Below are 26,853 nucleotides of genomic sequence, written 5' to 3'. Positions count from 1 at the left end.
ATTTTTGTTAGGAGGCCTGTTATGATATCGGTAACGAGATTAAATGGAACACCGATGTGGATCAATGCCCTACTGGTAGAAATGGTAGAAGAAAGCCCGGATACATATATTACGCTCGTAACCGGAAAAAGACTGATCGTGCTTGAAAAAGCGGATGAAGTTATTACGAAGATCCGGGATTATAACAGGGACATAGGCACATATGCTGCCACCATTAAAGTCCAGTCAATGGAGGAGCTAACATGAAGAAGATGCTGCCGTGGTTACTTACGATTTTGCTTGCGATTACACTTATTGTGATAGCCGCATTTTTATTAATGGACAAGATCTTTCCGAAAGATACGAATGATGTAAATGCTGCGGTACAAAGTGTGGAAACCAAACATTTAACTGCAGATGAAATCGTCGAACTAACGGCAGAGATCAAAGACATCAAAACAAATCTTGCTGATCCCGATTATATCGTTCAAATAGATTTCGCTTTCCAATTGAATTCTGCGAAATCAAAGGAAGCATTCGAGAAAATAAAAGAGATCAAAATCAAGCCGATTATTATCAAAACGCTTGCAGATACCAAACCTGAGGAGCTTAACGGAGCAAATGGCAAAGATCAGCTTAGCAGCAAGCTTGTTAATTTGATCAATAAGACATTGACCGAAGGCAAAATCACTCAGATCGAAGTCACCAAATACCTTTTGGCTTCTATGTAGCTTCAGGCCTGATAATTCTTTGATGGGGGGGTGATTGAATTGGTTGATGTACTATCACAAAACGAAATAGATGCTCTACTTGCTGCACTTTCTTCAGGTGAGATGGATGCCGATGAACTTAAAAAGGAAGAAACTCAGAAGAAGATCCGATCTTATGACTTTAAACGGGCTGTTCGCTTTTCTAAAGATCATATCCGTAGTCTTACAAGGATTCATGACAATTTCGCCCGCTATCTTACAACGTACTTTTCAGCCCAATTACGCACCTTTGTGCAGATTAATGTCGTTCAAGTAGAGCAGCTCCCTTATGATGAATTCATACGTTCCATTCCAAAAATGACAATACTGAACATTTTTGAAGCTGAACCTTTAGAAGGTCGAATGGTAATGGAGGTTCATCCAAACATTGCTTTCGCTATGCTGGACAGATTGCTGGGAGGTTTTGGGACAGCGCCTTCTAAAATTAATGCTTTAACTGAGATTGAAACAACGATCATGGAGCGTATCTTCAGCAGATGCTTTGAGAGCTTGCAGGAAGCATGGAAGACTGTACTGGATATTCATCCGCGCATGGAAGCGCTCGAAACGAATCCGCAGTTCATGCAAATTGTATCGCCCAATGAGACCATTGCATTAATCTCGTTAAGCACCAAAATTGGAGATACAACAGGCATGATCAATCTTTGCATACCGCACGTCGTCCTGGAACCAATCATGTCTAGACTATCTGTTCACCAATGGTTTGTAACAGAGAAGAAGACGCGGGATGCAGATGAACTTGAAGCCATTAAGGCTAGAGTTCATAAGGCGAAATTGCCGATTGTCGCTGAACTTGGAGAATCACGTTTATCAATATCTGAGTTTCTTGGGCTTAGCGTCGGTGACGTGATCTCTCTTAACAGGAATGTAGATTCCGGACTCTCGATTAAGGTAGGGGAGAAGCTTAAGTTCATCGGAAGTCCTGGAATGGTGAAAGACCGGGTAGCCGTGCAAATAGACGAGATTGTCAGTGAAGGAGTTGAAGAATTTGACGAGTAAAGATTATTTATCCCAAGAAGAAATCGACGCCCTTCTGAGACAATCTGCGGAAGGCTCATTGGCTCCTACAGAGAAAACGGTAAATGACTATTTAACACCGTTTGAACAGGATGCTTTGGGTGAAATCGGTAATATAACATTCGGTAGTGCTGCAACAGCACTTTCCACTTTACTTGGGAAAAAGGTTGATATTACAACCCCTCAAGTTTCCATCATTACACGCGGGGAGTTTGAAGTGGCTTTTCCAAAACCACATGTAGCTGTACACGTGGAATATGTAGACGGATTTCAAGGTATTAATTCACTTGTAATTAAGATTAGAGATGCACAGGTCATCGCCGATTTAATGCTAGGCGGGGAAGGTGAACCCAAGGATGAAGAATTGAATGAAATTCACATTAGTGCTGTGCAGGAAGCTATGAACCAAATGATGGGTTCTTCTGCCACATCAATGTCTACCATTTTCAATCGCTTTGTTAATATTTCACCTCCCGGTATAGACATCCTGAATATGTCCAGCGGTGAAGGCGTAGGAAGCTTGCCGAATGACGAAACCTTAATTCGTATTTCGTTCCGTCTTAAAATAGGAGATTTAATAGACTCTACCATTATGCAGCTCTTACCTGTCCAGTTTGCTAAGGATATGGTAACGATGCTTCTGGGTGATGTAAGCCCTGCAGCACAGGAGGCTGCAGTTACGTCAACAGAGACTCCTGCTAAGCCAGCGCATGAGACGCCACCTGTGGCTCCTCCAGTGCAGCAGGCACCTTCACAGCCCGCAGGAGAAACGCCTCCGCCATATACACCGCAGGGGATGCCTGGTTATCCTGGAATGCCGGAAGGCGGATATTATTATCCTCCAGCAGGCATGCCGGCGTATGGCATGCCGGGGATGCCGCCATACGGAATGCCGCCACAAGGCATGCCTTATGGGCAGACACCACCGCTTAGTCCTGAAGCTAATCGCAATGTAAATGTACAGCCTGTACAATTTGCTAACCTTAACGGTGGAGCTTTTGGTCATATTGATGAAAATAATTTAAATTTATTGATGGACATACCGCTTAGAGTAACCGTAGAATTAGGAAGGACCCAGAAGCAGATAAAAGATATTTTGGAAATGTCTCAAGGCTCGATCATTGAGCTGGACAAGCTCGCCGGTGAGCCTGTAGATATTTTGGTTAACAACAAGCTTATTGCCAAAGGCGAAGTCGTAGTTATCGACGAAAACTTCGGTGTACGCGTTACGGATATCGTCAGCCAGTGGGACCGAATTCAGAAATTACAATAAGCATACTTAGGGAGGATTTTGTAAAAATGGCTAACCGAATTCTAATCGTGGACGATGCAGCATTTATGAGAATGATGATCCGTGACATTTTGTCGAAAAACGGATTTGAAGTAGTGGGCGAAGCTCAGGACGGTTCTCAAGCTATAGAGAAATTTAAAGAACTGCGTCCGGACCTCATCACGATGGATATTACTATGCCTGAGATGGACGGAATCGCCGCCCTGAAAGAAATCAAGAAAGTAGATCCGGCTGCTAAGGTTATCATGTGTTCAGCCATGGGCCAGCAGGCTATGGTTATCGATGCTATTCAAGCGGGAGCAAAAGACTTTATTGTGAAGCCTTTCCAAGCAGACCGTGTTATCGAAGCTATCAACAAAACGTTGGGTGTGTAGGAAAGAGACATGCCCGTCAATTCAGAACCGCTCGGTAGCAATAACACCCTGCTGAATTTGCTTAACGTTATTATTGTCCTTGCGGTAATCATTGTACTTATTGTGCTGCTGATCCGTTTTCTTGGACGTCGTAATCAGACCTTTATGAGCGGGCGTTCCATTCGGACGCTTGGTGCTGTAGGGTTGGGACCTAACAAGTCGATGCAGGTTATTGAACTGGGAAGCAGCCTTTACTTAATCGGGATTGGTGAGAACATATCCATCTTGGATAAAGTCACTGATCCAGATGAGGTGGCTTTGATCATTGCAGCATTTGAGGATCAATCCTCTAACCAGAATAATTTTCTCGCACCGCTTATTGCCAAGGTTAAGGTTAAGCTGCGTGGGGAGGTTCCATCAGAGGAAATCGAGCTTAGTGAAACATCATCTTTTTACGAGACACTGCAATCCAAGCTTCGTTCTGCACCAGAGCGTAAAGAGAAAATGGAAGAGTTGTTCCGGGATGATGCTACTAAGGATGAGTCGAGGAATTTATGAAAAAAAAGCTAATTCTTGCTATTCTGCTGTTCGGGTTCATTAGTATAGTTATGATGCGGCCGATACATGCTGATCCTATACCTAATGTTAATATTCAGGTCGGTAATGATGGTTCAAGTGGTGGTACCAGTTCCATATCAATTCTTCTTCTCGTTACGGTTCTGAGTATTGCTCCGGCGTTTCTAGTTCTTATGACCAGTTTTACTAGAATTGTAATCGTGCTCGGCTTTGTCAGAACCTCACTTGGTACTCAGTCCATGCCTCCGAATCAGGTGCTGGTAGGGCTTGCTCTATTTTTGACCCTGTTCGTTATGTCGCCAACTTTGGCACAAGTCAATGAAACGGCGTTACAGCCGTATTTGAAGGGGACAATTACACAGACTGAGGCTTTTGATAAAGCTGCTGATCCGATGAAAGAGTTTATGTTTAAACAGACCAATTCCAAAGACCTTTTGTTATTTATGAAGTATACCGGTTATACGGGATCGGCTAAACCTGCTACATACAGTGATATTCCACTGACGGTGATGGTGCCTGCTTTCGCAATTGGGGAATTGAAAAAAGCTTTTACAATGGGCTTCTTAATTTTCATTCCATTTTTGATTATTGATATTGTTGTGGCGAGTACGCTGATGGCCATGGGGATGATGATGCTTCCCCCGGTCATGATTTCATTACCTTTTAAAATAATGCTCTTTGTACTGGTAGACGGCTGGTACTTAGTCATTAAATCACTACTTCTTAGTTTTAACACCTGACCTTAAGAGGAGGCATGAGGATTGAGTACGGAGTTTATAATCGGTCTAGCAAGCCAAGCCGTATATTTAGTGCTGGAAGTCAGCGCTCCCATGCTGATTCTTGGTCTGGTGGTAGGGCTAATAATCAGTATTTTTCAAGCTACGACACAGATTCAGGAACAGACGCTAGCGTTTGTTCCCAAAATCGTCGCAGTACTGCTGGCTTTATTGCTATTTGGTCCGTGGATCATCACGAAGCTAATTGACTTTACTAGCCAAATTCTAGGAAATCTTTATATGTATATTGGTTAAGCAATGAACATGGATACCCTATTGCAAAGTTTACCCGTCTTTTTGCTTATTTTTTGTCGAATTACCGCTTTTTTTGTTGTCGTTCCAGTGTTTTCTTCTCAAGGGGTACCGACAACTTTTAAGATTGGCATTTCTTTTTTTGTAGCTTTGGTAGTCTTTAGTGCTAGTGGAACCGGAATTACGATTCCGCAGGATTTTAGTTATATTTTGCTGATTATGAGAGAGGTATTAATAGGTCTTTTACTAGGTTTCATTGGATATTTGATGTTTATGGCGATTCAGACAGCGGGTTCTTTTATTGATATTCAGATTGGCTTCGGTATCGCGAACGTCATTGATCCTATGACTGGAACGTCAGCACCTATTCTCGGTAATTTCAAATATATGATAGCCCTGCTAATGTTTCTGAGTATGAATGGACATCACCATTTGCTAGATGCCATTGTATACAGCTATAAATGGATTCCTATGAATAATGATTTATTTCTACGCATGGTAGATGGTAGTTTATCAGAGTTTCTGGTCCGAACATTTGCGCAGTCGTTTGTATTAGCTTTTCAAATGTCTGCACCATTAGTAACCGCACTGTTTCTGACTGATGTTGGCCTTGCCTTTTTGGCGAGAACGGCTCCGCAATATAATGTATTCGTTATAGGGGTTCCTCTCAAAATCATTATAGGTCTTGCACTTCTTTTAGTGCTGATGCCAGGTCTGGCTGTGCTGTTTCAGAATCTCTTCGAAATCATGTTCGAATCCATGGAGAATTTACTGGGTCTCATGGGGAAGAAGCCGTAGGTGACCGTAAGGGGAGAGTATTATGCCTAAGACGAAGCGTTATAGACTAGATCTTCAACTCTTCGCCGGTGAAAAGACGGAAAAAGCAACCCCGAAGAAACGGCAGGATGCTCGTAAAAAAGGCCAAGTAGCCAAAAGTGCTGAGCTGTCTGGTGCGGTTGTATTGTTAGCTGCGGTAGTTAGCTTGATGATGTTTGGCGGTTTTATGAAAGAGCGTTTTATGAAGCTATACACGGACGTATTTCAGAATCGAATGATGCTGGACGTTACGCCTGAGAATATAACGCTGCTATTTAATCAGTATGGCTTGCAAATCTTGATTTTGCTAGCTCCATTACTTGGAATTACGTTTGTTATGGCGCTTGTCTCCAACTTGGCGCAGGTAGGCTTTATGGCTACGGGAGAGGGGATTACTCCTAAATTCAGTAAGATTAATCCTATAAAAGGTTTCAAAAATATTTTCTCTATGCGTTCTTTTGTAGAATTCCTGAAATCAATATTCAAGCTTCTAATTATTTCTTATCTGGTATATAGCACATTATGGGGAGAAAAGAAGAACTTTGCATCCCTGTCGCATATCAGTGCGGAGGGGATTTTTAAGTTTGCGGCCAAGCTGACGATGAGTCTTGGTTTGAAAATCGGGGTTGCTCTGCTAGTTATGGCTTTTCTTGACTTTATGTATCAGAAGTACGAACACGAAAAGAGTCTGAAAATGTCTAAACAGGATATTAAGGATGAATACAAAAAAATGGAGGGTGACCCTCTAATCAAAGGCAAGATCAGGGAACGCCAACGTAGAATGGCCATGCAGCGCATGATGCAGGAGGTTCCTAACGCGGATGTAATTATTACAAATCCAACGCACTTTGCTGTTGCACTAAAGTATGACGGTTCCAAGATGGAAGCGCCTCAGATTATTGCAAAAGGGCAGGATTATGTAGCACTTCGTATTCGGGAGCTGGCTAAAGAACATGGCGTCGTGACTATGGAAAACAAACCGCTGGCACGGGCATTATTCCAAAGAGCAGAAATTGGAGATGTCGTTCCAAATGATCTGTTTCAGGCTGTGGCTGAAGTGCTGGCATATGTATATAAGCTAAAAGGTAAGAGGAAATAAGGCGGGGGGGTTAGGACATTGAAAGCTAAAGATTTAACAGTTTTGCTAGGCATCATCGGTATCGTGCTTATGATGATTCTGCCTATCCCGTCCTGGCTTTTGGACGTTTTGCTTGTCATTAATATCTCTATAGCATTAATTATCATATTAGTGGCTATGAACACAAAGAATGCACTCGAGTTTTCAATTTTCCCTTCATTATTGCTGGTTACGACATTGTTTCGTCTGTCACTAAACATTTCGACAACAAAACTGATCCTGACCTACGCAGATGCCGGTTCGGTGGTATCGACTTTCGGTAGCTGGATCGCCGGCGGACAAATTGCCGTTGGATTTATCGTGTTTCTAATTTTGGTAGTGGTTCAGTTTATTGTTATTACCAAAGGATCAGAGCGTGTAGCTGAGGTAGGGGCGAGATTTACCTTGGATGCGATGCCCGGCAAGCAGATGAGTATTGATGCCGATCTTAATGCAGGCATGATTAACGAAACTCAGGCACGTGAGCGGCGCCGCAATGTTGAGCGGGAAGCGGATTTTTTCGGAGCCATGGATGGTGCGAGTAAATTCGTTAAAGGAGACGCGATTGCGAGTATCATTATCCTGTTGATCAATCTTATTGGTGGATTTATTATCGGTATGGTTGTACACGGAATGGATTTTTCCACTGCGTTATCTACTTATTCCGTATTGACGATCGGGGACGGTCTAGTCAGCCAAATTCCTGCTTTGCTCATTTCGACTGCAGCGGGTCTTATCGTTACTAGAGCTTCATCGGAAGGAAATCTGGCAGAAGAACTAACTGGGCAATTGCTGTCCTATCCAAAGCTGTTATACATTGTTGCAGTTACTGTTGCTTTTCTAGGTCTCTTCACACCTATACATATGATTACTACGCTCCCTCTAGCAGGTTTGCTGGCTTTTGCAGCCTATAGTATGGGACAAAATTTAAATCGAAAACAGATTGCTGAAGAGCAGCTTGTTGAAGAGAAGCAGATTGAAGAGGTACGAAGTCCGGAAAGTGTAATCAATTTACTCTCTGTGGATCCAATTGAATTCGAGTTCGGTTATGGTCTTATACCTTTGGCAGATACAGGTCAGGGTGGCGATTTGCTAGATCGTATCATCATGATTCGACGGCAATGTGCCCTTGAAATGGGTCTTGTAGTGCCTGTTATTCGCATTCGCGACAATATTCAACTAAAACCGAATGAATATGTCATAAAAATTAAAGGAAATACTGTCGGCGGCGGTGAATTATTACTTAATCACTACTTGGCTATGAGTCCAGGTTATGATGATGAATCTATAAACGGTATTGAGACCATTGAACCATCGTTTGGACTTCCTGCGCTATGGATTGACGAGTCGGTTAAAGAGCGGGCTGAATTGTCCGGGTATACCGTCGTAGATCCACCATCCGTTGTTGCAACACATTTGACGGAGCTCATTAAGCGGCATGGACATGAACTGATAGGACGACAAGAAACTAAGATGCTGGTGGATAACCTAAGAGATAATTATCCAGTGCTTGTTGACGATCTAATTCCTTCCGTATTGGCGATTGGGGATGTGCAGAAGGTACTTGCCAAGTTGCTGCGCGAGAAGATATCGATCAGGGATTTGGTCACTATCTTTGAGACGTTAGCAGACTATGGGACGTACACCAAGGATCCTGATATTCTTACCGAATATGTTCGTCAGTCCTTGTCCAGACAGATTACTCAGCAATTCTCGCAAGTAGGAGAGACTCTGAAAGTTATCACGGTGGGACCTAATCTGGAGAAGAAAATTTCTGAGAGTGTACAGCAATCAGAACAGGGCAGTTATTTGGCACTGGATCCAGCTTCGACTCAAACGATCTATCAGCGGTTAAGCGAACAGATCAATCGACTGCTACAGTCTGGACAACAGCCCATTGTACTCACATCACCAACCATTCGTATGTATTTGCGACAGGTGATTGAACGGACAATGCAGGATATTCCTGTGCTGTCTTATAGCGAACTAGAGCCTAACATTGAAATACAGAGCGTCGGAGTGGTGAATTTATGAGAGTGAAGCGTTATGTTGTCGATACGATGCCTGACGCCATGCATTCCATTCGCAGTGAGCTTGGAAGCGAGGCCGTCATTTTAAGTACGAAAGAAATCAAGATTGGCGGATTTTTAGGATTGTTTAAAAAGAAAAAAATAGAGGTTGTAGCGGCTGTTGAAAAAGCTCAACAGGGGAGTATTCCTGAAAAGCCTGTCAAGCCTGCGATGAACATTCCGCGCAGCGCTGTCCCGCAGGCTTACCAAAAAGCATCATCTACAACATCTACAGCTACTGTTACGTTGGAAAAGCCCGAAGAACCTAGGTCCTTTGCTGAGATCGCCGCAGCCTTGTCCGAAGCAATTGATGTAGAGCAATCGACGATAAAGCATCCAGAGCCCTTACAAGAATCTCGGAATGTTAGCAAGGATCATCTCAAAGTGTCTGAAACAAATCAGGAGGATATGACATCTGTATCTGCACTTTATGAGTCTCTTGGTCTGGAACAGACACCCGCCGTTGCTTCGGCTATTGATAATGATGTCCTTCGTGAGATTAGAGATATGAAGCAGTGGATGGAACGAATCGCTAGACAATCTTCGGGGGCTAGGGAGTTGCCGGACAGTCTTCAGCAGCTTAGAGATCTTTTGATTGAGCAGGAGATGGATACTGTACTTGTTGAAGAATGGATTAGTAATATCTCAGAACGTTGGGCAGATGAAGGACGTACTTGGGGGCCAGAGAAATTTCAGGAGTCCTTGAAAGAACAACTCGATGGATTTCTGTCAGGTCGAATCGCTGATGGAATTGCACAGGATACCCAAATTGTATATATTGCAGGTCCCACCGGAGTAGGGAAAACAACTACTATAGCCAAGCTTGCGGCTGAACAGCTTTTCAAATACGGACGCAAGGTTGGTTTTATCACCTCTGATACGTATCGTATTTCAGCTGTGGAGCAGTTGCGTACATACGCATCTATTCTAAATGTTCCGTTAGAGGTGGTTCAGTCGCCAGGTGATTTACAAAGAGCACTTTTTCGATTAGAGAGTTGTGATCTTGTAATTATGGATACAGCTGGACGGAATTATCGCAATGATATGCTTGTAGCAGAACTGCAAAGCTTGTTAGCGAAGGAATTAAGAAGTGAGACCTATCTTGTGCTCAGCTTGACCTCGAAAAGCCGTGATATGAAATTGATTGCAGAGCATTTCGGCAGGTACAGGCTGGATAAAGTTATTTTTACCAAGCTAGATGAGACGGGAAGTTATGGACCACTCTTTAACGTCCTGAATGATTTCCCTCTCACATTATCTTATATGACCAATGGTCAAAATGTACCCGACGATTTATTGATGGCTTCCAAAGAACAACTTAGTGAAATGCTTCTTGGAACAGGTGAATCATGATGGATCAGGCACAATCCTTGAGACAGCTTGTATCCAGTCAGGAGCCGAAACTAGCTGAAAAAGGGGAAACATCCGCCCGTATCATTACTGTTTGTAGTGGTAAAGGTGGCGTAGGTAAATCGAATTTTACGCTTAATTTCGCTTTAACCTTAAAAGCAATGGGAAAGAGAGTATTGCTGTTCGATGCAGATATTGGCATGGCTAACATAGACGTGTTAATGGGCGTGTCGGCGAAGTATAACTTATATCATCTGTTAAAAAGAGAAGCGGATATTGAGCAGATCATTCAGTTAGGACCGAACGGCCTTCCTTTTATAGCTGGTGGATCGGGCATGGATGAGTTGTTCTCCCTTTCGGAATCGGATCTTAATTATTTCACAGCCCAGATAGCTCATATAGCGGACAGCATGGATTATATTTTGTTTGATACAGGTGCTGGATTATCTAAGGAAACGATGAAATTTATAACCTCTGCGGACGATTGCCTAGTAGTTACTACGCCAGAACCGACTGCTATTACAGACGCCTATGCTTTAATGAAGGTTGTGAATCGGACGCATCCGGAAGTTTCATTTAAACTGATCGTGAATCAAGCAGGTGATGAAAGAGAAGCGTCAGTGACAAGTGATAAGATTCGTATGGCTGCCAGTCGTTTTTTACAATTAGATGTTTCCTATCTTGGTCATATAAGCTCAGATGCCCATGTAGTGCAGGCCGTCAAAAGGCAAACGCCATTCTCATTGGCTTTTCCAAACAGCGTTGCTGCAAGAGATATACATCGGCTAGCCCTAAGTTATTTGACCATAGATGGTAAAAAGGATACAAAAGTTCAAGGTATTAAAGGCTTTATCCATAAATGGTTAAAGCGAAGTAAATAATTGTTCTGAATCTGGAACAGAGGTGGAAATGATATGAAGCCATATAAAGTTTTGGTTGTTGATGATTCTGCATTTATGCGCAAGATCATTTCCGATTTAATTGAAAATGACGCTGACTTTCAGGTGACGGCAACAGCCACAAACGGGCGTGAAGCTATCGAGAAAATTAACAAGCTGCGTCCGGATCTAGTTACCATGGATGTGGAAATGCCGGAGATGAACGGCCTGGAAGCGCTGAAAATAATAATGGCGTCAGATCCGCTGCCAGTGATTATGCTGTCAGGTATCAATGAAGAGGGTATGAAGGAAACCATTCTTGCACTGGAATGGGGCGCTTTTGATTTCATTCGTAAACCTTCGATATCAAACTCTCAGGATATAACGGGAGTAGGGGAATCCCTAAGAGAACAAATGAAAGAAGCTATGTTGGCTCGGGAGCAGCGAGAAGCGCGAGCATCTGCATTTAGGATGCCTGACATTGCACCTTTAGAGCCATTACTGCCGACTGCTACAAGATCGATACCAGACAAACCCAAGGCTACGCTTAAATCTTCTCTCAAAAATGAAGGGGTAAGGAAACCTCGGGGAAAACAGCCATTAGATAGTACTATCCCTAAAGTAGCAACTAAACCAATAATCTCTGCTAAAACACCGATATCTGAAAAGACCAAACCAAAGTCTAAAGTAGAGAATAAACCAACTCCCCGCAAACCGGTGATAGAATCTTTAGTGGAGGTATCCTCTGATCCTCCGGTACTTCCTCCGGATCGAATGGTTGGTAGCAAGAATTTGCAAAAATTAGTTGCTGTCGGTTGTTCTACAGGCGGCCCCCGTGCACTAAAGGTGCTTCTGGAGAAGATTCCCGCAGATTTTCCGGCTCCGATAGTCATTGTGCAGCATATGCCGCCTAACTTCACGAAATCACTGGCCCAGCGACTGAATACATTCAGTCAGCTAGAAGTGTTAGAGGCAGAGCAGGGGATGATATTACGAAAAGGGACTGCTTACATTGCGCCTGGAGGTTATCATTTACAAGTTACCCCATCAGCTAAAGGGCAATATGCAGTTGTACTCACGAAGGAGGAGGCACGAAATGGCCACCGACCTTCAGTGGATGTTTTATTCGAATCATTGCTTCCACTCACATCGCTAGATCGGCATGTGTTGCTGATGACAGGGATGGGCAGTGATGGTGCAAGGATGATGAAATCTCTCTATGACTCAGGCGTAACCTCAACTTCTGCTGAAAGTGAAGAGACCTGTGTCGTATACGGGATGCCGCGATCTGCGGTGGAATTGCAGTGCGTCAAATATGTACTACCTTTGCAAGAAATTGCTCCAAGGCTAGTGCAAGCCGTTAAATAACGGAAAAGCGAACTCGAAGGGGAGGTGCTCTACTATGGACATGAACCAATATTTATCCATGTTTATTGATGAGTCGAATGATCATCTGCAGTCATTGAACGAGAGCATGATGGGGTTAGAAGCGAATCCTGAGGATCTTAGTATCGTACAGGTAATATTCCGCTCTGCGCACACCTTAAAAGGTATGGCAGCAACTATGGGTTTTGAAGATTTGGCTTCACTTACACACCAAATGGAAAATGTGTTAGATCTTGTACGTAATAACAAGCTGCGCATGCAGGATTTTATTTTTGATACGTTATTCAAAAGTTTGGATGCCTTAGAGTCTATGGTTGAGGACATTACTGGCGGTGGCGAAGGTAAAGCAGATGTATCAGCCATTGTTTCATCCCTACAGGCTATTGTTCGAGGAGAGATTCCTGTTGAAGGCGGCGGAGCATCTGCTGCTGCAACTCCTACTGCACAAGCAGGTGAAACTCCGATTCATTTGGACGAGTTCCAATTTTCTGTTCTAGAGCAATCGATTCAGGAAGGGCATCATGCATTGTATGTGGACGTAACAATCCGTAAGGATTGTCAACTTAAGGCTGTCCGTGCATACATGGTGTTCGATCTACTCGAACGTTCGGGTGAAGTGGTTAAATCCTTCCCATCCGTTCAAGATATAGAACAAGAGAAATTTGACCAAAGCTTCTCACTCTATTACATAACCCAAAAAACCGCGGATCAAATTCAGGCGATGATTATGAATTTGTCTGAAATTGATAAAGTAACGGCAGTAGCACTAGATCAAGAATCCTTGAAAATGCTTGGTCAAGAATCTGCATCCGCTGTGTCAGAGGTGGCCGCAACAGCCGTCGAGGTGGAAGCAGCTCCTGCTCCAGTAGCATCGGCTAAACCATCACCTACCAAAGATGAAAGTAATAAGCCGGTAGCAGCCAAAACAGGAGGGGCACCTTCCCGTACAATTCGTGTAGATATCGAACGTTTAGACGTGCTCATGAATCTATTTAGTGAGCTTCTGATTGACCGAGTTCGTTTGGAGCAGCTGGCTTCAGAGGTCCAGAATAGTGATCTTACGGAAACCGTAGAGCATATGGGCAGAGTAAGTGGTGATCTACAGAATATCGTAATGAAGCTTCGAATGGTTCCAGTAGATACCGTATTTAACCGGTTCCCACGTATGGTTCGTGATCTAGCTAAGTCGCTGGACAAGAAAGTAGATCTAATCGTAACGGGTGCCGAAACTGAGCTTGACCGGACGGTAATCGATGAAATTGGTGATCCGCTAGTGCATTTATTGCGTAACGCGGTGGATCACGGGATTGAATCCATTGCTGACCGCATTGCTGCAGGTAAACCGGAGACTGGAACCGTTCATCTTCGAGCTTTCCACAGTGGAAATCATGTTTTCATTGAAATCGAGGAAGATGGAACAGGTATTTATCCAGAGAAGGTCCTGAAGTCTGCTGTGAAAAAAGGCGTGATTACGCAAGAGCAAGCAGCGAATATGACGGATGAGGAAGCTTATCAATTGTTATTTGCACCAGGTTTCAGTACAGCAGAAGTTATTTCTGATGTCTCTGGTCGTGGCGTAGGGCTGGATGTTGTAAAAGCTAAGATTTCTTCTCTGGGTGGTAATGTAACCATCTATTCTTCTCCAGGAAAAGGAACGAATTTCTCAGTTCAGCTGCCACTTACTTTATCCATTATTGCGGCCATGCTTATTCGATTAGGCTCTGAGAAGTATGCCATTCCATTATCCTCTATTGTGGAAACTGGAATCGTGAAGAACACTCAGATTCGTACGATTCATGGCAACAAAATGTTAGAATTCCGGAATTCTCATATTCCACTGGTTTCGCTTAGTCGTCTATTTTCGGTACCTGATTACGACGAAAGTACTGAAGAAGAGACAGAGATCGTAGTTGTTCGTAAGGGAGAACGTCTTGTGGCTTTAGCTGTACAGGATTTTATTGGTCAGAACGAAATAGTTATCAAGAATTTGGGTAAATATTTACCTGAAATTCAAGGGATATCTGGTGCAACGATACTTGGAGATGGTCAAGTAGCACTTATTATCGATCCGAACGCTTTTATTAAATAACTAGGATAGAACAGGGAGGTTCATTCCATGGCTGAAGATATTAAAGTGATAGTGTTCAAATTAGGCTCAGAGGAATACGGTATCGAAGTTGAGAAGGTACAGACTATTGAGCGTATGATGCCAATTACACGCGTACCTAAAACGTATTCTTTTATCAAAGGTGTAATTAATTTACGTGGAGTTGTTATTCCCGTGATTGACCTTCGGGGCCGCTTTGGGATTGAAGAGGCGGAGCACACGGATCAGACTCGTGTAATTATCGTATCTGTTAATGAAATGGAAGTAGGTTTCATTGTAGATTCAGCAAATGATGTAATAGATTTGAACAGAGATTCTATCGATACACCTCCAGATGTTGTTGGCGGCATCAAAGCAAAGTATTTAGATGGGGTGGCCAAGATAGGCGAAGAGCGCTTGCTGATCATGCTTAATTTGTCAGAAGTGCTTAACAAAGGCGAAATCGTTCAATTAGAAAGCCTAGAGGGCTAACCTGTGGAATTATTTAAGCACTATAAGGATTTCAAAATGGATGTGCTTAAGGAAGTCGGGAATATTGGAGCTGGAAATGCAGCCACCGCATTATCACAGCTTTTGAATAAGCCGATTGATATGGCAGTTCCCAAGGTACAGCTTCTCAACTTTGAAGAGATTACGGACAAAGTTGGTGGAGCTGAAGAATTTGTATATGCAGTTTTCTTACGTGTAGAGGGTGAAGCTCCGGGCAACCTGTTTTTTATTCTTTCACCGGAAGCGGCTTTGAACTTACTTAGTCGCATCGCAGGTATCGAGATTTTGAGTGACCAAGAGCTTGGAGAAATGGAGCTTTCTGCGCTGAGTGAAATTGGAAATATTTTGGCCGGGTCGTACCTATCTTCTCTTGCAGACTTCACCTCACTTTCTATGTATCCAACAGTTCCTGCACTTGCCATGGATATGGCTGGAGCCATCCTAAGCTACGGTTTGCTGCAATTTGGGCAAATGGGCGACGATGCATTGTTGATCGATACTACCTTTTTTGAGGGGAAAAACGAAATTGAAGGGCAATTTTTCCTTATTCCCGATCCGGAATCATTCCCGAAAATCTTCAAATCGCTAGGAGTCCCGTTTGAAAATGATTGAAGAACAAAGCATCATTAAAGTAGGGATGGCAGATCTTAACATTGGAAGCCAGGATAGTTTGATTCGTACAACGGGTCTTGGCTCCTGCGTAGGATTGACATTGTTTGACCCTGGTAAAAAACTCGCAGGTATGGCGCATGTAATGCTCCCTACTTCTGAGATTGCTAGGGAAGGGCAATTAAACATCGCTAAGTTTGCAGATACTGCAGTGCCGGAGCTCTTATCCCGTTTGTTGGAACTTGGTGCGGTTCGAAGTCGGATCGTGGCCAAGATGGCAGGAGGATCACAAATGTTTGCCTTTGCCGGGGGGAGCGACACCATGAGGATCGGGCCTCGTAATGTTGAATCTTGTAAACTTGCTCTTGAGCTCTTGAAAATTCCGTTAATTGCGGAAGATACGGGCGGTAATTATGGCCGTACGATAGAAATTGCCTGCAACACTGGTGTATTGTTCATCCGCAGTGTGCAAAAAGGCGCTAAGGAAATATAAATATGAAGATGATAGGAAACATTTTAATAAACTTGCTGTTTGGTTTGATAGGTTTTGTATTCACATTTTTTGTAACCTATAGTAATAATGTTCTCGGCACTAGTTTATTACGAAGCCTATTAGGATTTATCATATGGTTTCTGCTTGCATTCCTCCTAAGATGGGTATTGGGTTTTATTATGTATCAATCTTCGCCTCCAGTTGAACAGGATGTGGACGGAGAAGAACTTGGTGCGAAACTAGACATCAGTACCCCTGATGAGGATGAAGAGTTAATCAACCTGCTCAAACCGAAGCCAGGACAAGGAAGCGGGAACAGTGAGGGGTTCAAGCCTCTTACACCCCCAAAACTAGTCTCTATGAAAGATCCTGAAGAATTGGCCAAGGCCGTTCGTCACCTGAAAGAAGAATAAGCGAGCGCTGTGGCGGAATCGGTTATCTTAAAATATAAGGATATATAAGCTTCCACTATACATTATCCTTACATTTCTCGCTTAAACGCTGCCGTCCATACGAGGACACCGAAGGCGTTTATGCTTGTGACAAGGCAGGTTTCGCCGCGACAAGCTCTCTGACTAAACTTTGGGAAGGGTGAAAGCTATTGAACGAGCGTAAAGCTTCTCAATTGGAAACTGACGAGCTATGGGAACAGTGGAAAGAACACAATAACCCTGAAGCCAAAAAGAAGCTGATAGAGAGTTACCTCCATATTGTTGATTATGTATCCAGCCGTTTGGCTGTGGGATTACCCAAGAATGTTTCTAAAGATGATCTAGCGAGCAATGGAGTAATGGGACTAATTGATGCGATTGAAAAATTCGACTACAAACGAGGATTACAGTTTCAGACATATGCTTCCTGGCGAGTACGCGGTGCAATTTTAGATTCCTTACGCCAAAGTGATTGGGTTCCTAGATCTGTGCGAGAAAAAGCTAAAAAAATCGAGGACGCTTATCAGCAACTGGAACAGAAGTATCTAAGATCCGTTAGTGATGAGGAAATGAGTCTATACCTGGATATAAGTGTAACAGAATTTCAAAATATGTTGCAGGATGTGGCTGTTATGTCACTATGTTCACTAGAAGACCCGATCCGTGAAGAGGAATCAGAGACCCGAATGTCCATACTGGTGGACGATAAAGCTAAGAATCCGGATAGCAAGGTAAATGAGTTCTACTTACGCGAAGCGCTCACCAAAGGTATTGAGAAATTAACGGTGAAAGAACGGACCGTCGTGTCCCTTTTATATTATGAAGATTTATCATTGAGCGAAATCGCAGAGGTCATGTCATTATCTCCTTCACGGATTTCGCAGCTTCATTCCAAGGCCATTTTACGGCTGAGGGGAACGCTTGAGAAAAATCGCGATCTACTTATGCAGAACGATTAACCGTTAGCGGTGACAAGGGGGAGCAAAATTGATCGGTCAAAATGCTTTGGATCAGTACTTAAGTATTACTTTTTCGGATGACAAAGGGATCGCGTATTTGCAGTTCTCCAAAAAAGATGAGAAATTTTCCTGCTCACCTACAGAATTGGAAAGCTTCCTGAACAGTCACAATATTCGCTACGGGATCCAGCGAGATGTTGTTGAACGTATTTGTAGTCATCCGGAGGAGTTTTTTTGGAGCAAAGTCGCTATTGCTACGGGTGAACCAGCAGTTAATGGAGTCGACGGAAGTATAATGCTCACTGTTGATCTGGAAGAGGATCGCAAGCCGCTTGAAAAAGCGGATGGTAAGGTAGATTATAAGGATTTAGTTCGGCTTCGTAACGTGCTCAAAGGAAAATTGATCGCTAGAATTATCCCTGCTCAGCCTGGTAAACATGGAAAGACTGTAACTGGGGATCAGCTTGCTTTCAGAGCTGGAAAGGAAGCTCATTTTAAAGTCGGAAAGAATGTACTTGTTGATAACAATGGAACATCGATGTATGCCGCAATTGACGGTCTTGTTACTTTAACCGATAGCGGTAAAATCAATGTTTTTCCTGTATATGAAGTGAATGGTGATGTGGATTACAGTACTGGGAACATAGATTTTGTAGGTACTGTTGTTATTCGAGGAAACGTACTTTCCGGCTTTTCTGTAAAGTCAGCTGGTGATATTCGTGTAGTTGGTGGAGTAGAGGGAGCAGAATTAATCTCTGGTGGATCCATTGAAATCACGGGTGGAATTATCGGCTATAACAAAGGACATGTAACCGCTGGGAAGAATGTAAAGGTCTCATTCATTCAAGATGGCAATGTTACCGCTGGTGAAGATGTCATTGTATCCCAGAGTATTATGCATTCCAATATACGTGCGGGCAGGGATGTGCTTTGTAACGGTGCTAAGGGTTTAATCGTAGGCGGAACTGTTCAGTCCGGGGAAAGAGTTGTGGCACGCACAATAGGCAATACCATGTCCACAGCGACTGCGATTGAGGTAGGTGTAGTGCCTGAACTCAGAAATGAGATTAACGAACTACGTCAATCGCTACGACAGTTGCTTGAAAATGAGGACAAAACTTCTAAAGCGCTGTATCTCTTAAATCAACTGGCAACTAACGGTCAACTACCTGCGGATAAAGTGGCGCTTCGTGTTAAATTGAATGCTACTAAACAATCTCATCAACGTGAGGAAAAAAGAATTAAAGAACGCGTGCTGGAGATTGAAAGAATGCTAGAAGATACAGGTAGAGCTAGAGTTGAAGTGATCAAGACAATTTATGGTGGATCCAAGATTATGATCGGCAGATATACCCGATTTGTAAAGGACCCTACCGAACGAGTTGTGTTTGCCTATAGTGAAGGTGATATATCCTTAACGCCATACAATTAATTAGGCGGGCAGCATTAGCGGCCGGCCATTCTTGAAATTTAAGAAAGTATAGGTTTCACGTTATACATTATCCTTATATTTTTACGAGAAACGGTTATCGTCTCTAAAAGACGACAACATCGTTTCTTCTTATGAGAAGAGGGTTATGATGAGCCTAAAACCAGTGGAACTGCAAATTGCGCTACCTCGGACTACGGAGGCGGGGAAGATTCAGAATGAATCTCAGCAGCGCCCCGCGATTGATCAGCATCAACTGGCCGGACAAAATGTGAAGCAAAGCCAGGAAATGACCATGCGAAGCTCTGAGGTGGATGAATCCTCTGAACCCGCTTTGCGTGATGGCGGAGATAAAGGCAATCATCATTCCGGAGGGAATCCATCCTCTGAGAAACGTTCGAAGCCAGGAACTCGTGATGCGGAACATCCTTACAAAGGACAACGCATTGATCTGAGTCTTTAATCAGTAATTATAAATTATATTTGATTTGTAAAAGGAGATAAGGCACTTGCAACCATGGGTGTATATTGTGCTAGTAGGTGTCGCCGCTATTCTTTATGCCCTTCTACTTCCAGCACGTATGAAGGAAGGAAAAGCCGAACAGCAGAGCCTCAAAGAAACGGAGGCTGCGCTTGAGCTATATATGGCTGACATAGAGCGCGAGAATGAAGAGCTAGTACAGCTAGTCAGCAGTATTAAACAGCAATCTCAAACTAATCATAATGCAATGCAAGGGCAGATTAGCGATTTGCAGCTTCAATTAAAAGAATTACAGCAAAGCTCTGTACTACTAGAAGGCCGGGTAACTGACGAAGAAAAAAGGTTAAGAGAGTTGGAAGTTTCGGTTGAGAAGGGCTCGTATATTAAGGTTACGGCGAGCGGGGATCCGTCTGTCGGGGCTGAAATGAGTTCAAAACAATCCGAGGTGAAAGCAAAACCTATTAGTTCTATTAAATTGCGATATCCACGATTGTTTGAACTGCATGAGCAGGGGAAATCGATAGACTCCATTGCCAAGACGGCTGGACTTCAGCGGGGAGAAGTGCAACTGATTCTGCAACTCGCCAAACAGGAGGAATCGGTATGATGAAGAACCGTTCTTTTTTGTTTGGACTTGGCACAGGGCTAATAGCAGGAGCATTACTGCTTCAATTAATGATATCCGGCGGGGCAGCTCCACTGACCAAGGAACAAGTATTACAAGGAGCCGAGAAATTGAACTTGAAGGTTATCGACGCAGTTACTGAATCCCCTTCAGATGAGGCTTCTTTGGAAGAGGCTGATCAAGATCAGGAGAATGTCGGACTAACTGATGGAAGTCAGGAGAATGTGACACCTTCTGAGCCTGCAGTAGCGGCTTCTCCCGCTCCTGTAGTAACTCCTACAGTATCTGATAACCCCAATAAGGTTATCCCTCCACAAGAGCCATCTACCCCTAAAGAAGGTACTGTTGAGACGCCAGGGGTCACTACAGCACCGTCTGCTGTTACACCTGTTGAGCCTAAAGTCACTGCGAATACAGGGGTATTTGTTCGTATACCTTCAGGAAGCACACTAACAAAAACAGCAGAAATTTTGGAGAAGGCTGAGGTCATTAAGGATAAGGCTGATTTTCTTAAAGCCGCCAATCAACGCGGGATCAACAAGAAAATACAATCGGGTTCTTACAACTTTAATAAAGACGAGACTCTAGACTCTATATTAGAAAAATTAATTAGTTTTCAATGATCGTTGCATACACTAATAAAATATGGTATAGTAATTGACGGTGTTAAAACACACGCCGGTTGATTTCGACAAGGGGTGCTTTCTTCTGAAGAAAGTCTTGCTGAAAGATGACGCACGGCGGAGGAGACACACAATAAACCAAACTTAGGAGGTGTGTGAAGATGGCAGTAATCTCCATGAAACAGCTTCTAGAAGCTGGGGTACACTTCGGTCACCAGACTCGTCGTTGGAACCCAAAGATGGATCGTTATATCTTCACTGAAAGAAACGGAATTTACATTATTGACTTGCAAAAAACAGTCAAGAAGGTAGAAGAAGCTTACAACTTTGTAAAAAGCGTCGCTGGTGACAACGGCACAATCCTATTCGTAGGAACAAAGAAACAAGCACAAGATTCCGTAAAAGAAGAAGCAGAACGTTCAGGTATGTTCTTCATTAACCAACGTTGGTTGGGCGGAACTCTTACTAACTTCCAAACTATCCAAAAACGTATTGATCGTTTGAAGAAATTGGAATCTTGGGAAGAAGACGGTACTTTCGAAGTTCTACCTAAGAAAGAAGTTATCCTTCTTCGCAAAGAGAAAGATCGTCTTGAGAAATTCTTGGGCGGTATCAAGAACATGAAAGGTCTACCGAGCGCGTTGTTCATCATTGACCCGCGTAAAGAGCGTATCGCAGTTGCAGAAGCTCGCAAATTGGGTATTCCAATCGTAGCTATCGTTGATACTAACTGTGATCCAGACGAAATCGACTACGTAATTCCAGGTAACGACGACGCTATCCGCGCCGTGAAATTGTTGACTGGTAAAATGGCAGACGCTGTTGTTGAAGCTCACCAAGGCGAAGACACAACTACTGCTTAAGTAGCGACTAACACATACAAGAACTTAAATGAAAAGGGTGGTTGGCAGGTGGATAACCTCTCACTGCCCTTTTTTTAGGATAAAGGCCTTAAATAATGTAAGAAAACGACAATTACCTGGAGGGAATAAACAATGGCAGTTGATGCAAAAGCAGTAAAAGAACTTCGTGAAAGAACAGGCGCTGGTATGCTTGATTGTAAAAAAGCGCTTGAAGAAGCTAATAACGATATCACTAAAGCAGCAGAATTGCTTCGTGAAAAAGGTCTGTCCGCAGCAGCAAACAAAGCAGGACGTATTGCTACTGAAGGCGTTGTAGAATCTTACATCCACGCTGGCGGCCGTATTGGTGTACTTGTAGAAATCAACTGCGAAACTGACTTTGTTGGTAAAACAGATTCCTTTAAGGAATTTGCTCGCGATATCGCTATGCAAATCGCTGCAGCAAATCCGCGTTATGTTCGTCGTGAAGAAGTTCCACAAGAAGATGTAGAAAAAGAAAAAGAAATCCTGAAAGCTCAAGCTTTGAACGAAGGTAAGCCTGAGAAAATCATTGAAAAAATGGTTGAAGGACGTATTGGAAAATATTACGAAGAATATTGCTTGCTTGAGCAAACCTTCGTTAAAGACCCTGACAAAACAATCTCCCAATTGCTGAACGAAAAAATCAGCACTATCGGAGAAAACATCTCGATCCGTCGTTTTGCTCGTTTTGAACTAGGCGAAGGTTTGGAAAAGAAAGTTGATAACTTTGTTGAAGAAGTTATGGCACAAGTTAATAATTAATAACAGCTTCATCATAAATGTGAAGAATTGAATAAAGGCAAGCATCAGAAGAGCGGAACACGTACACGTAGTGTTCCGTCTTTTGCAGAAAGTGAGGGTATACATTTGGAACAGCCGGTATTTAAGAGAGTAGTCCTTAAGGTAAGTGGAGAGTCTTTGGCAGGACAAAACGGATATGGTATTGATGCCGACATGATTATTTCCATCGCTGAACAGATCAAGGAAGTTGTAGAGCTTGGCGTTCAGGTTGCGATTGTTTGTGGCGGAGGTAACATTTGGCGTGGGATCGCCGGCAGCGCAAGCGGCATCGATCGCGCTACTGCAGATTATATGGGCATGCTGGCAACAGTAATGAATTCACTTGCTCTGCAGGATGCATTAGAGCAAATCGATGTACCTACTAGAGTGCAGACTTCGATCTCGATGCAGCAAATTGCTGAGCCGTACATTCGTCGTCGTGCGATTCGCCACTTGGAGAAGGGTCGCGTCGTTATTTTTGCAGCAGGCACAGGTAACCCGTTCTTCTCTACAGATACTACTGCAGCACTTAGAGCGGCAGAGATCGAAGCAGAAGTGATTCTGATGGCGAAGAATAAGGTTGATGGTGTATATTCAGCAGATCCGTTTAAAGACAGCACAGCCGAGAAATTTGAACAGCTCACTTACATGGATGTTCTGAACAAAAACCTTGGTGTTATGGATTCAACAGCATCATCTCTTTGCATGGATAATAATATACCGCTCATTGTATTTGCCATTACTGAACAAGGCAATATCAAACGTGTCGTTCTCGGTGAGAAGATCGGGACGATTGTTAAAGGGAGTGTAGATTAATGCCACAATCGGTCAAAAAAAATGCCGAAGAACGTATGGAAAAAGCGATTTCATCGCTGAAACGTGATTTGGCAACATTGCGTGCAGGACGCGCTACAACATCACTGCTGGATCGCATTCAAGTTGAATATTACGGTTCTCCTACCCCAATCAATCAGTTGGCGAATATTAGTACTCCGGATACCCGGACACTGTTAATCCAACCTTGGGACAAAACATCGATGTCTGACATAGAACGGGCGATCATGAAATCGGATATCGGTTTAACGCCAGCCAATGACGGTACAATTATTCGTCTTTCTATCCCACCGCTGACTGAAGAACGTCGGACGGATTTGGTGAAACTGACGAAGAAATTTGGTGAAGAAGCGAAAGTAGCGATCCGCAACATTCGCCGCGATGCTAACGATGATATCAAGAAGATGGAGAAAAACGGTATCTCAGAAGATGAGTCCCGTGGCCATCAGGAAGACATTCAAAAGACAACGGATAAGTTCATAGCCGAAGTCGACAAAGTGCTTGTATCCAAAGAAAAAGAGATTATGGAAGTATAAAGATATTCTAGAGACTTAAGGCCCCTCCGTTAATGGTGGGGTTTGTCTCTTTCTGATAAGAGCTTGGAGGAAACGGAAATGATCAAACGGGTTCAAGCGTGGCTGAGCCGTAAAGACAGGCAACAGCCAGTCGAGATTTCACCGGATAACATTCCCCGGCATGTGGCTGTTATTATGGACGGCAATGGGCGTTGGGCTAAGCGACGCGGGTTGCCGCGCGTTGTGGGTCATCAGAATGGCATGAAGGCTGTTAAACGTGCTACAATCGCTGCAGACGAACTGGGTGTTGAGTTTTTGACGATGTATGCGTTCTCGACAGAAAATTGGAAACGACCAAAGGAAGAAGTCGATTATCTGATGCGCTTGCCAGTGGAGTTTCTAGCCATTGAGCTTGATGAGCTGATTGAGAAGAATGTCCAAGTACGTATGATGGGGGATACTGATGCATTGCCTTCATACACCCGTAAAGCTATGGAAGAAGCGATTTCCCGGACACAGGGCAATACTGGACTTATATTGAATTTTGCTCTTAATTATGGGGGACGCAAAGAAATTGAGGACTGCATGCGCAGCATTGGTAAGGACATCCAATCAGGGGCCTTATCACCGGACGATATTACGACTGATCTAATCGATAGCCGGATGTTATCAGGTGGGTTACCAGATCCGGATTTGCTTATACGTACAAGCGGAGAAATACGACTTAGCAATTTCATGCTATGGCAACTTGCTTATTCTGAGCTGTGGTTTACTGATGTGTATTGGCCTGAATTTGATAAGGAGCATTTGCATCAGGCAGTTGCTGAATATCAACGCCGTACACGCCGTTATGGTGGACTGAAGTAGCTTGATAGGAGATGGAAACCTTTGAAGCAGCGATTGATTACCGGAATTGTTGCCGGAGCACTATTTTTAGGCTTATGCGTATTAGGAAATTGGCCATATCAGTTGTTACTTACTGCCATGGCTTTTATCGGGTTGTATGAATTTGTGAAAATGATAGGGATACCTGCGCTTTCCGGTTCTACCGTTCTTGGTTATGCAGCCATCCTAAGTTTCATGATCCCTTGGAATTTACTAGGAGTCTCTGCGCCGTTTTCGTGGGAACAAGGAATTTGGATTCTGCTGCTGTTGTTCCTTTTAGTTACAGTTTTTACTAAAAATAAATTAGATATTCGAGTAACAGCCTTGCTGTTTACTGGTATAGTATACATTGGAATGGGTTTTTCTTATATGGCCATGGCTCGTGCATCGGATGACGGACATGGTTTGTTCTGGACTTTTTTGCTACTTTTCTGCATTTGGGGTAGTGATGCCGGGGCTTACTTTGTTGGTAAAAGCATGGGGAAAAACAAGCTTTGGCCTGCCATCAGTCCTAACAAAACGGTGGAAGGTGCAGTAGGTGGAGTGCTGATCTCGATGCTGATCGCTATCATTTTTGCAATATTTGCTCCTGAGCATTTAGCGATAGGACGAGCGCTTCTTATAGGGCTTTCTTGTGCAGTAATGGGTCAGCTTGGTGATCTTGTGCAATCAGCCTATAAACGTGCGTATGGTATCAAAGATTCTGGCACACTTCTACCTGGTCACGGCGGTATTCTTGATCGATGTGACAGCTGGATTATCGTATTTCCATTCGTACATATCGTAACGCTAATGCCTTACTATTAACGGGAGGAGAGGGTATAACTATGAAAAAAATAAGTGTTCTTGGTTCCACCGGCTCTATCGGCACTCAGACTCTAGATGTCATCGCTATGCACCCGGACTCTTTTCAAGTAGATGGCTTGGCGGCTGGAACGAATACAGCATTATTGCTGGAACAAGTTCGTCTTTTTAAGCCACGTCGAGTTTCTGTTGCGACAAAAGAACTGGCAGATGAGATTAGATCCAGTCTGCCTACTGGCATACAGCTATTCAGCGGAAATGAAGGCCTAGTTGAGGTAGCAGCGGGTGGAGACGCCGAAATGGTCGTAACGGCTGTTATGGGTAGTGTAGGCCTCCAATCCACATTAGCTGCTATCGAAGCAGGAAAACATATTGGACTAGCCAATAAAGAGACTTTGGTTACCGCAGGACATCTCGTCACTGAACTGGCTAATCGTAAGGGCGTTAAGTTGCTACCTATTGATAGTGAGCATTCCGCTATTTTTCAGTGCTTAAATGGTGAGAATCTTTCTGATATTGCGTGTATCACTTTAACAGCTTCTGGTGGATCTTTCCGAGATTTCACTCGTGATCAACTCAAAAATGTAACCGTAGAAGATGCACTTCGTCATCCGAATTGGAGCATGGGCGCGAAAATCACGATTGATTCTGCTACAATGGTGAATAAGGGGCTTGAGGTAATTGAAGCGCATTGGCTATTCGGTCTACCTTATGAACAAGTAAATGTACTTTTGCATCCAGAGAGTATCATTCATTCTTATGTGGAGTTCCGCGATAGCAGCATTATTGCTCAGCTTGGGAATCCCGATATGCGTGTCCCAATTCAATATGCACTCACGTATCCCGAACGCTGGGAGTCACCGGCCCAGCGTTTATCGTTAGCTGAAATTGGGCGTTTGACTTTCCGAGAAATGGACTTTGAACGGTTCCCTGCACTTAAGCTAGCCATGGATTGTGGAAAAGCTGGAGGGACTGCAACTACTGCTTTTAATGCGGCAAATGAAATCGCTGTTGCTCGTTTCTTGAGCCATGAGATCCCATTTCTGCGCATTGAGGAGATCATTGGGGAAGTGCTGCATCGTCATATTAACGAGGACCATCCGAATTTGGAACAAATTGAATTCTGTGATAAACGTGTTCGTGAGCTGGCAGCATCGCTGTAGAACGTAGGAAACTCTCTTGTTAAAAATATAAGAAAGTATAAGTTTCACTTTATACATTATCCTTATATTTCTCGCGTAAACGCGTACTGTCTCCTTAAGGGACGCCGATGGC

The 26,853-nt window shown here is 43.5% G+C and carries 31 protein-coding genes; all 31 read left to right on the top strand.

Annotated elements, in window-relative coordinates:
- Positions 1–21: 21 nt before the first annotated feature.
- The 31 genes from ACDZ28_RS27305 (at position 22) to ACDZ28_RS27155 (ending at position 26,741) form a co-directional block, all read left to right on the top strand.
- Positions 22–246: a flagellar FlbD family protein gene (locus ACDZ28_RS27305; protein ID WP_042128923.1), complete on the top strand. Its 225-nt coding sequence runs from the start codon at positions 22–24 to the stop codon at positions 244–246.
- Positions 243–710, top strand: a complete 468-nt coding sequence (locus tag ACDZ28_RS27300; protein WP_042128920.1) for a flagellar basal body-associated FliL family protein — start codon at positions 243–245, stop codon at positions 708–710. Before ACDZ28_RS27305 ends, ACDZ28_RS27300 begins: the two co-directional genes overlap by 4 nt.
- Positions 711–749: 39 nt before the next feature.
- Positions 750–1,748 carry a flagellar motor switch protein FliM gene (gene fliM, locus ACDZ28_RS27295; RefSeq protein WP_042128918.1) on the top strand — a complete coding sequence of 333 codons (999 nt, stop codon included), beginning with the start codon at positions 750–752 and terminating at the stop codon, positions 1,746–1,748.
- Complete coding sequence (gene fliY / locus ACDZ28_RS27290; protein WP_375103294.1) at positions 1,738–3,039, top strand: flagellar motor switch phosphatase FliY; 1,302 nt, start codon at positions 1,738–1,740, stop codon at positions 3,037–3,039. The genes fliM and fliY overlap by 11 nt, the downstream gene beginning before the upstream one ends.
- A 26-nt stretch (positions 3,040–3,065) precedes the next feature.
- Positions 3,066–3,431, top strand: coding sequence for a response regulator (locus tag ACDZ28_RS27285; RefSeq protein WP_036688523.1), 366 nt, complete (start codon positions 3,066–3,068; stop codon positions 3,429–3,431).
- Between the two features lie 9 nt (positions 3,432–3,440).
- Positions 3,441–3,968, top strand: a complete 528-nt coding sequence (locus tag ACDZ28_RS27280; protein WP_042128914.1) for a flagellar biosynthetic protein FliO — start codon at positions 3,441–3,443, stop codon at positions 3,966–3,968.
- The gene (gene fliP / locus ACDZ28_RS27275; RefSeq protein ID WP_042128910.1) at positions 3,965–4,726 is read left to right on the top strand and encodes a flagellar type III secretion system pore protein FliP; all 762 of its coding nucleotides are present in this window, start codon (positions 3,965–3,967) and stop codon (positions 4,724–4,726) included. The genes ACDZ28_RS27280 and fliP overlap by 4 nt, the downstream gene beginning before the upstream one ends.
- 21 nt (positions 4,727–4,747) lie before the next feature.
- On the top strand, positions 4,748–5,017 hold the full coding sequence (gene fliQ, locus ACDZ28_RS27270; protein ID WP_036688516.1) for a flagellar biosynthesis protein FliQ: 270 nt from the start codon (positions 4,748–4,750) through the stop codon (positions 5,015–5,017).
- A gap of 9 nt (positions 5,018–5,026) precedes the next feature.
- Positions 5,027–5,812 carry a flagellar biosynthetic protein FliR gene (gene fliR, locus ACDZ28_RS27265; protein ID WP_042132278.1) on the top strand — a complete coding sequence of 262 codons (786 nt, stop codon included), beginning with the start codon at positions 5,027–5,029 and terminating at the stop codon, positions 5,810–5,812.
- A 22-nt stretch (positions 5,813–5,834) separates the two neighbouring features.
- Positions 5,835–6,929 carry a flagellar biosynthesis protein FlhB gene (gene flhB, locus ACDZ28_RS27260; RefSeq protein WP_042128908.1) on the top strand — a complete coding sequence of 365 codons (1,095 nt, stop codon included), beginning with the start codon at positions 5,835–5,837 and terminating at the stop codon, positions 6,927–6,929.
- Between the two features lie 18 nt (positions 6,930–6,947).
- Positions 6,948–8,981, top strand: coding sequence for a flagellar biosynthesis protein FlhA (gene flhA / locus ACDZ28_RS27255; protein WP_042128906.1), 2,034 nt, complete (start codon positions 6,948–6,950; stop codon positions 8,979–8,981).
- A complete protein-coding gene (gene flhF / locus ACDZ28_RS27250) occupies positions 8,978–10,369 on the top strand; it encodes a flagellar biosynthesis protein FlhF (RefSeq protein WP_339287137.1) in 1,392 nt (463 codons plus the stop codon). Before flhA ends, flhF begins: the two co-directional genes overlap by 4 nt.
- The gene (locus ACDZ28_RS27245; protein ID WP_375103293.1) at positions 10,366–11,247 is read left to right on the top strand and encodes a MinD/ParA family protein; all 882 of its coding nucleotides are present in this window, start codon (positions 10,366–10,368) and stop codon (positions 11,245–11,247) included. Before flhF ends, ACDZ28_RS27245 begins: the two co-directional genes overlap by 4 nt.
- Before the next feature lie 33 nt (positions 11,248–11,280).
- A complete protein-coding gene (locus ACDZ28_RS27240) occupies positions 11,281–12,612 on the top strand; it encodes a chemotaxis response regulator protein-glutamate methylesterase (RefSeq protein ID WP_375103292.1) in 1,332 nt (443 codons plus the stop codon).
- A gap of 34 nt (positions 12,613–12,646) precedes the next feature.
- Positions 12,647–14,719: a chemotaxis protein CheW gene (locus ACDZ28_RS27235; RefSeq protein WP_375103291.1), complete on the top strand. Its 2,073-nt coding sequence runs from the start codon at positions 12,647–12,649 to the stop codon at positions 14,717–14,719.
- Positions 14,720–14,746: 27 nt separating this feature from the next.
- A complete protein-coding gene (locus ACDZ28_RS27230) occupies positions 14,747–15,208 on the top strand; it encodes a chemotaxis protein CheW (protein ID WP_042128895.1) in 462 nt (153 codons plus the stop codon).
- 36 nt (positions 15,209–15,244) lie between these two features.
- The gene (locus ACDZ28_RS27225; RefSeq protein WP_375105424.1) at positions 15,245–15,838 is read left to right on the top strand and encodes a chemotaxis protein CheC; all 594 of its coding nucleotides are present in this window, start codon (positions 15,245–15,247) and stop codon (positions 15,836–15,838) included.
- Entirely contained in the window at positions 15,831–16,328 is a 498-nt protein-coding gene (locus ACDZ28_RS27220) for a chemotaxis protein CheD (RefSeq protein WP_042128892.1), read from the top strand. Before ACDZ28_RS27225 ends, ACDZ28_RS27220 begins: the two co-directional genes overlap by 8 nt.
- Positions 16,329–16,330: 2 nt before the next feature.
- On the top strand, positions 16,331–16,741 hold the full coding sequence (locus ACDZ28_RS27215; protein WP_341113671.1) for a hypothetical protein: 411 nt from the start codon (positions 16,331–16,333) through the stop codon (positions 16,739–16,741).
- A gap of 188 nt (positions 16,742–16,929) precedes the next feature.
- Positions 16,930–17,718: a FliA/WhiG family RNA polymerase sigma factor gene (locus ACDZ28_RS27210; protein ID WP_042128890.1), complete on the top strand. Its 789-nt coding sequence runs from the start codon at positions 16,930–16,932 to the stop codon at positions 17,716–17,718.
- 28 nt (positions 17,719–17,746) lie between these two features.
- Complete coding sequence (locus ACDZ28_RS27205; RefSeq protein ID WP_042128888.1) at positions 17,747–19,150, top strand: DUF342 domain-containing protein; 1,404 nt, start codon at positions 17,747–17,749, stop codon at positions 19,148–19,150.
- A gap of 145 nt (positions 19,151–19,295) precedes the next feature.
- The gene (locus ACDZ28_RS27200; RefSeq protein ID WP_249923541.1) at positions 19,296–19,610 is read left to right on the top strand and encodes a hypothetical protein; all 315 of its coding nucleotides are present in this window, start codon (positions 19,296–19,298) and stop codon (positions 19,608–19,610) included.
- 46 nt (positions 19,611–19,656) lie between these two features.
- Positions 19,657–20,235, top strand: coding sequence for a hypothetical protein (locus ACDZ28_RS27195; RefSeq protein ID WP_076119565.1), 579 nt, complete (start codon positions 19,657–19,659; stop codon positions 20,233–20,235).
- Positions 20,232–20,876 carry an endolytic transglycosylase MltG gene (locus ACDZ28_RS27190; protein ID WP_375103290.1) on the top strand — a complete coding sequence of 215 codons (645 nt, stop codon included), beginning with the start codon at positions 20,232–20,234 and terminating at the stop codon, positions 20,874–20,876. The genes ACDZ28_RS27195 and ACDZ28_RS27190 overlap by 4 nt, the downstream gene beginning before the upstream one ends.
- Positions 20,877–21,037: 161 nt before the next feature.
- Positions 21,038–21,739, top strand: coding sequence for a 30S ribosomal protein S2 (rpsB, locus tag ACDZ28_RS27185; protein WP_036688493.1), 702 nt, complete (start codon positions 21,038–21,040; stop codon positions 21,737–21,739).
- A 132-nt stretch (positions 21,740–21,871) separates the two neighbouring features.
- Entirely contained in the window at positions 21,872–22,522 is a 651-nt protein-coding gene (tsf, locus tag ACDZ28_RS27180) for a translation elongation factor Ts (RefSeq protein ID WP_042128879.1), read from the top strand.
- Between the two features lie 105 nt (positions 22,523–22,627).
- Positions 22,628–23,356, top strand: a complete 729-nt coding sequence (pyrH, locus tag ACDZ28_RS27175) for a UMP kinase (RefSeq protein WP_036688491.1) — start codon at positions 22,628–22,630, stop codon at positions 23,354–23,356.
- Positions 23,356–23,910 carry a ribosome recycling factor gene (frr, locus tag ACDZ28_RS27170; protein ID WP_042128876.1) on the top strand — a complete coding sequence of 185 codons (555 nt, stop codon included), beginning with the start codon at positions 23,356–23,358 and terminating at the stop codon, positions 23,908–23,910. The genes pyrH and frr overlap by 1 nt, the downstream gene beginning before the upstream one ends.
- 78 nt (positions 23,911–23,988) lie before the next feature.
- Positions 23,989–24,756 carry an isoprenyl transferase gene (locus ACDZ28_RS27165; RefSeq protein WP_042128874.1) on the top strand — a complete coding sequence of 256 codons (768 nt, stop codon included), beginning with the start codon at positions 23,989–23,991 and terminating at the stop codon, positions 24,754–24,756.
- A 21-nt stretch (positions 24,757–24,777) separates the two neighbouring features.
- On the top strand, positions 24,778–25,581 hold the full coding sequence (locus ACDZ28_RS27160) for a phosphatidate cytidylyltransferase (protein WP_042128872.1): 804 nt from the start codon (positions 24,778–24,780) through the stop codon (positions 25,579–25,581).
- A 20-nt stretch (positions 25,582–25,601) separates the two neighbouring features.
- Complete coding sequence (locus tag ACDZ28_RS27155) at positions 25,602–26,741, top strand: 1-deoxy-D-xylulose-5-phosphate reductoisomerase (protein ID WP_042128870.1); 1,140 nt, start codon at positions 25,602–25,604, stop codon at positions 26,739–26,741.
- Positions 26,742–26,853: the final 112 nt, after the last annotated feature.

The organism is Paenibacillus sp. RS8, assembly GCF_041956825.1.
GTDB lineage: Bacteria > Bacillota > Bacilli > Paenibacillales > Paenibacillaceae > Paenibacillus_AQ.
The sequence above is the reverse complement of the archived record's forward strand: the minus strand, read 5'-3'. Positions and strand labels throughout refer to the sequence as shown.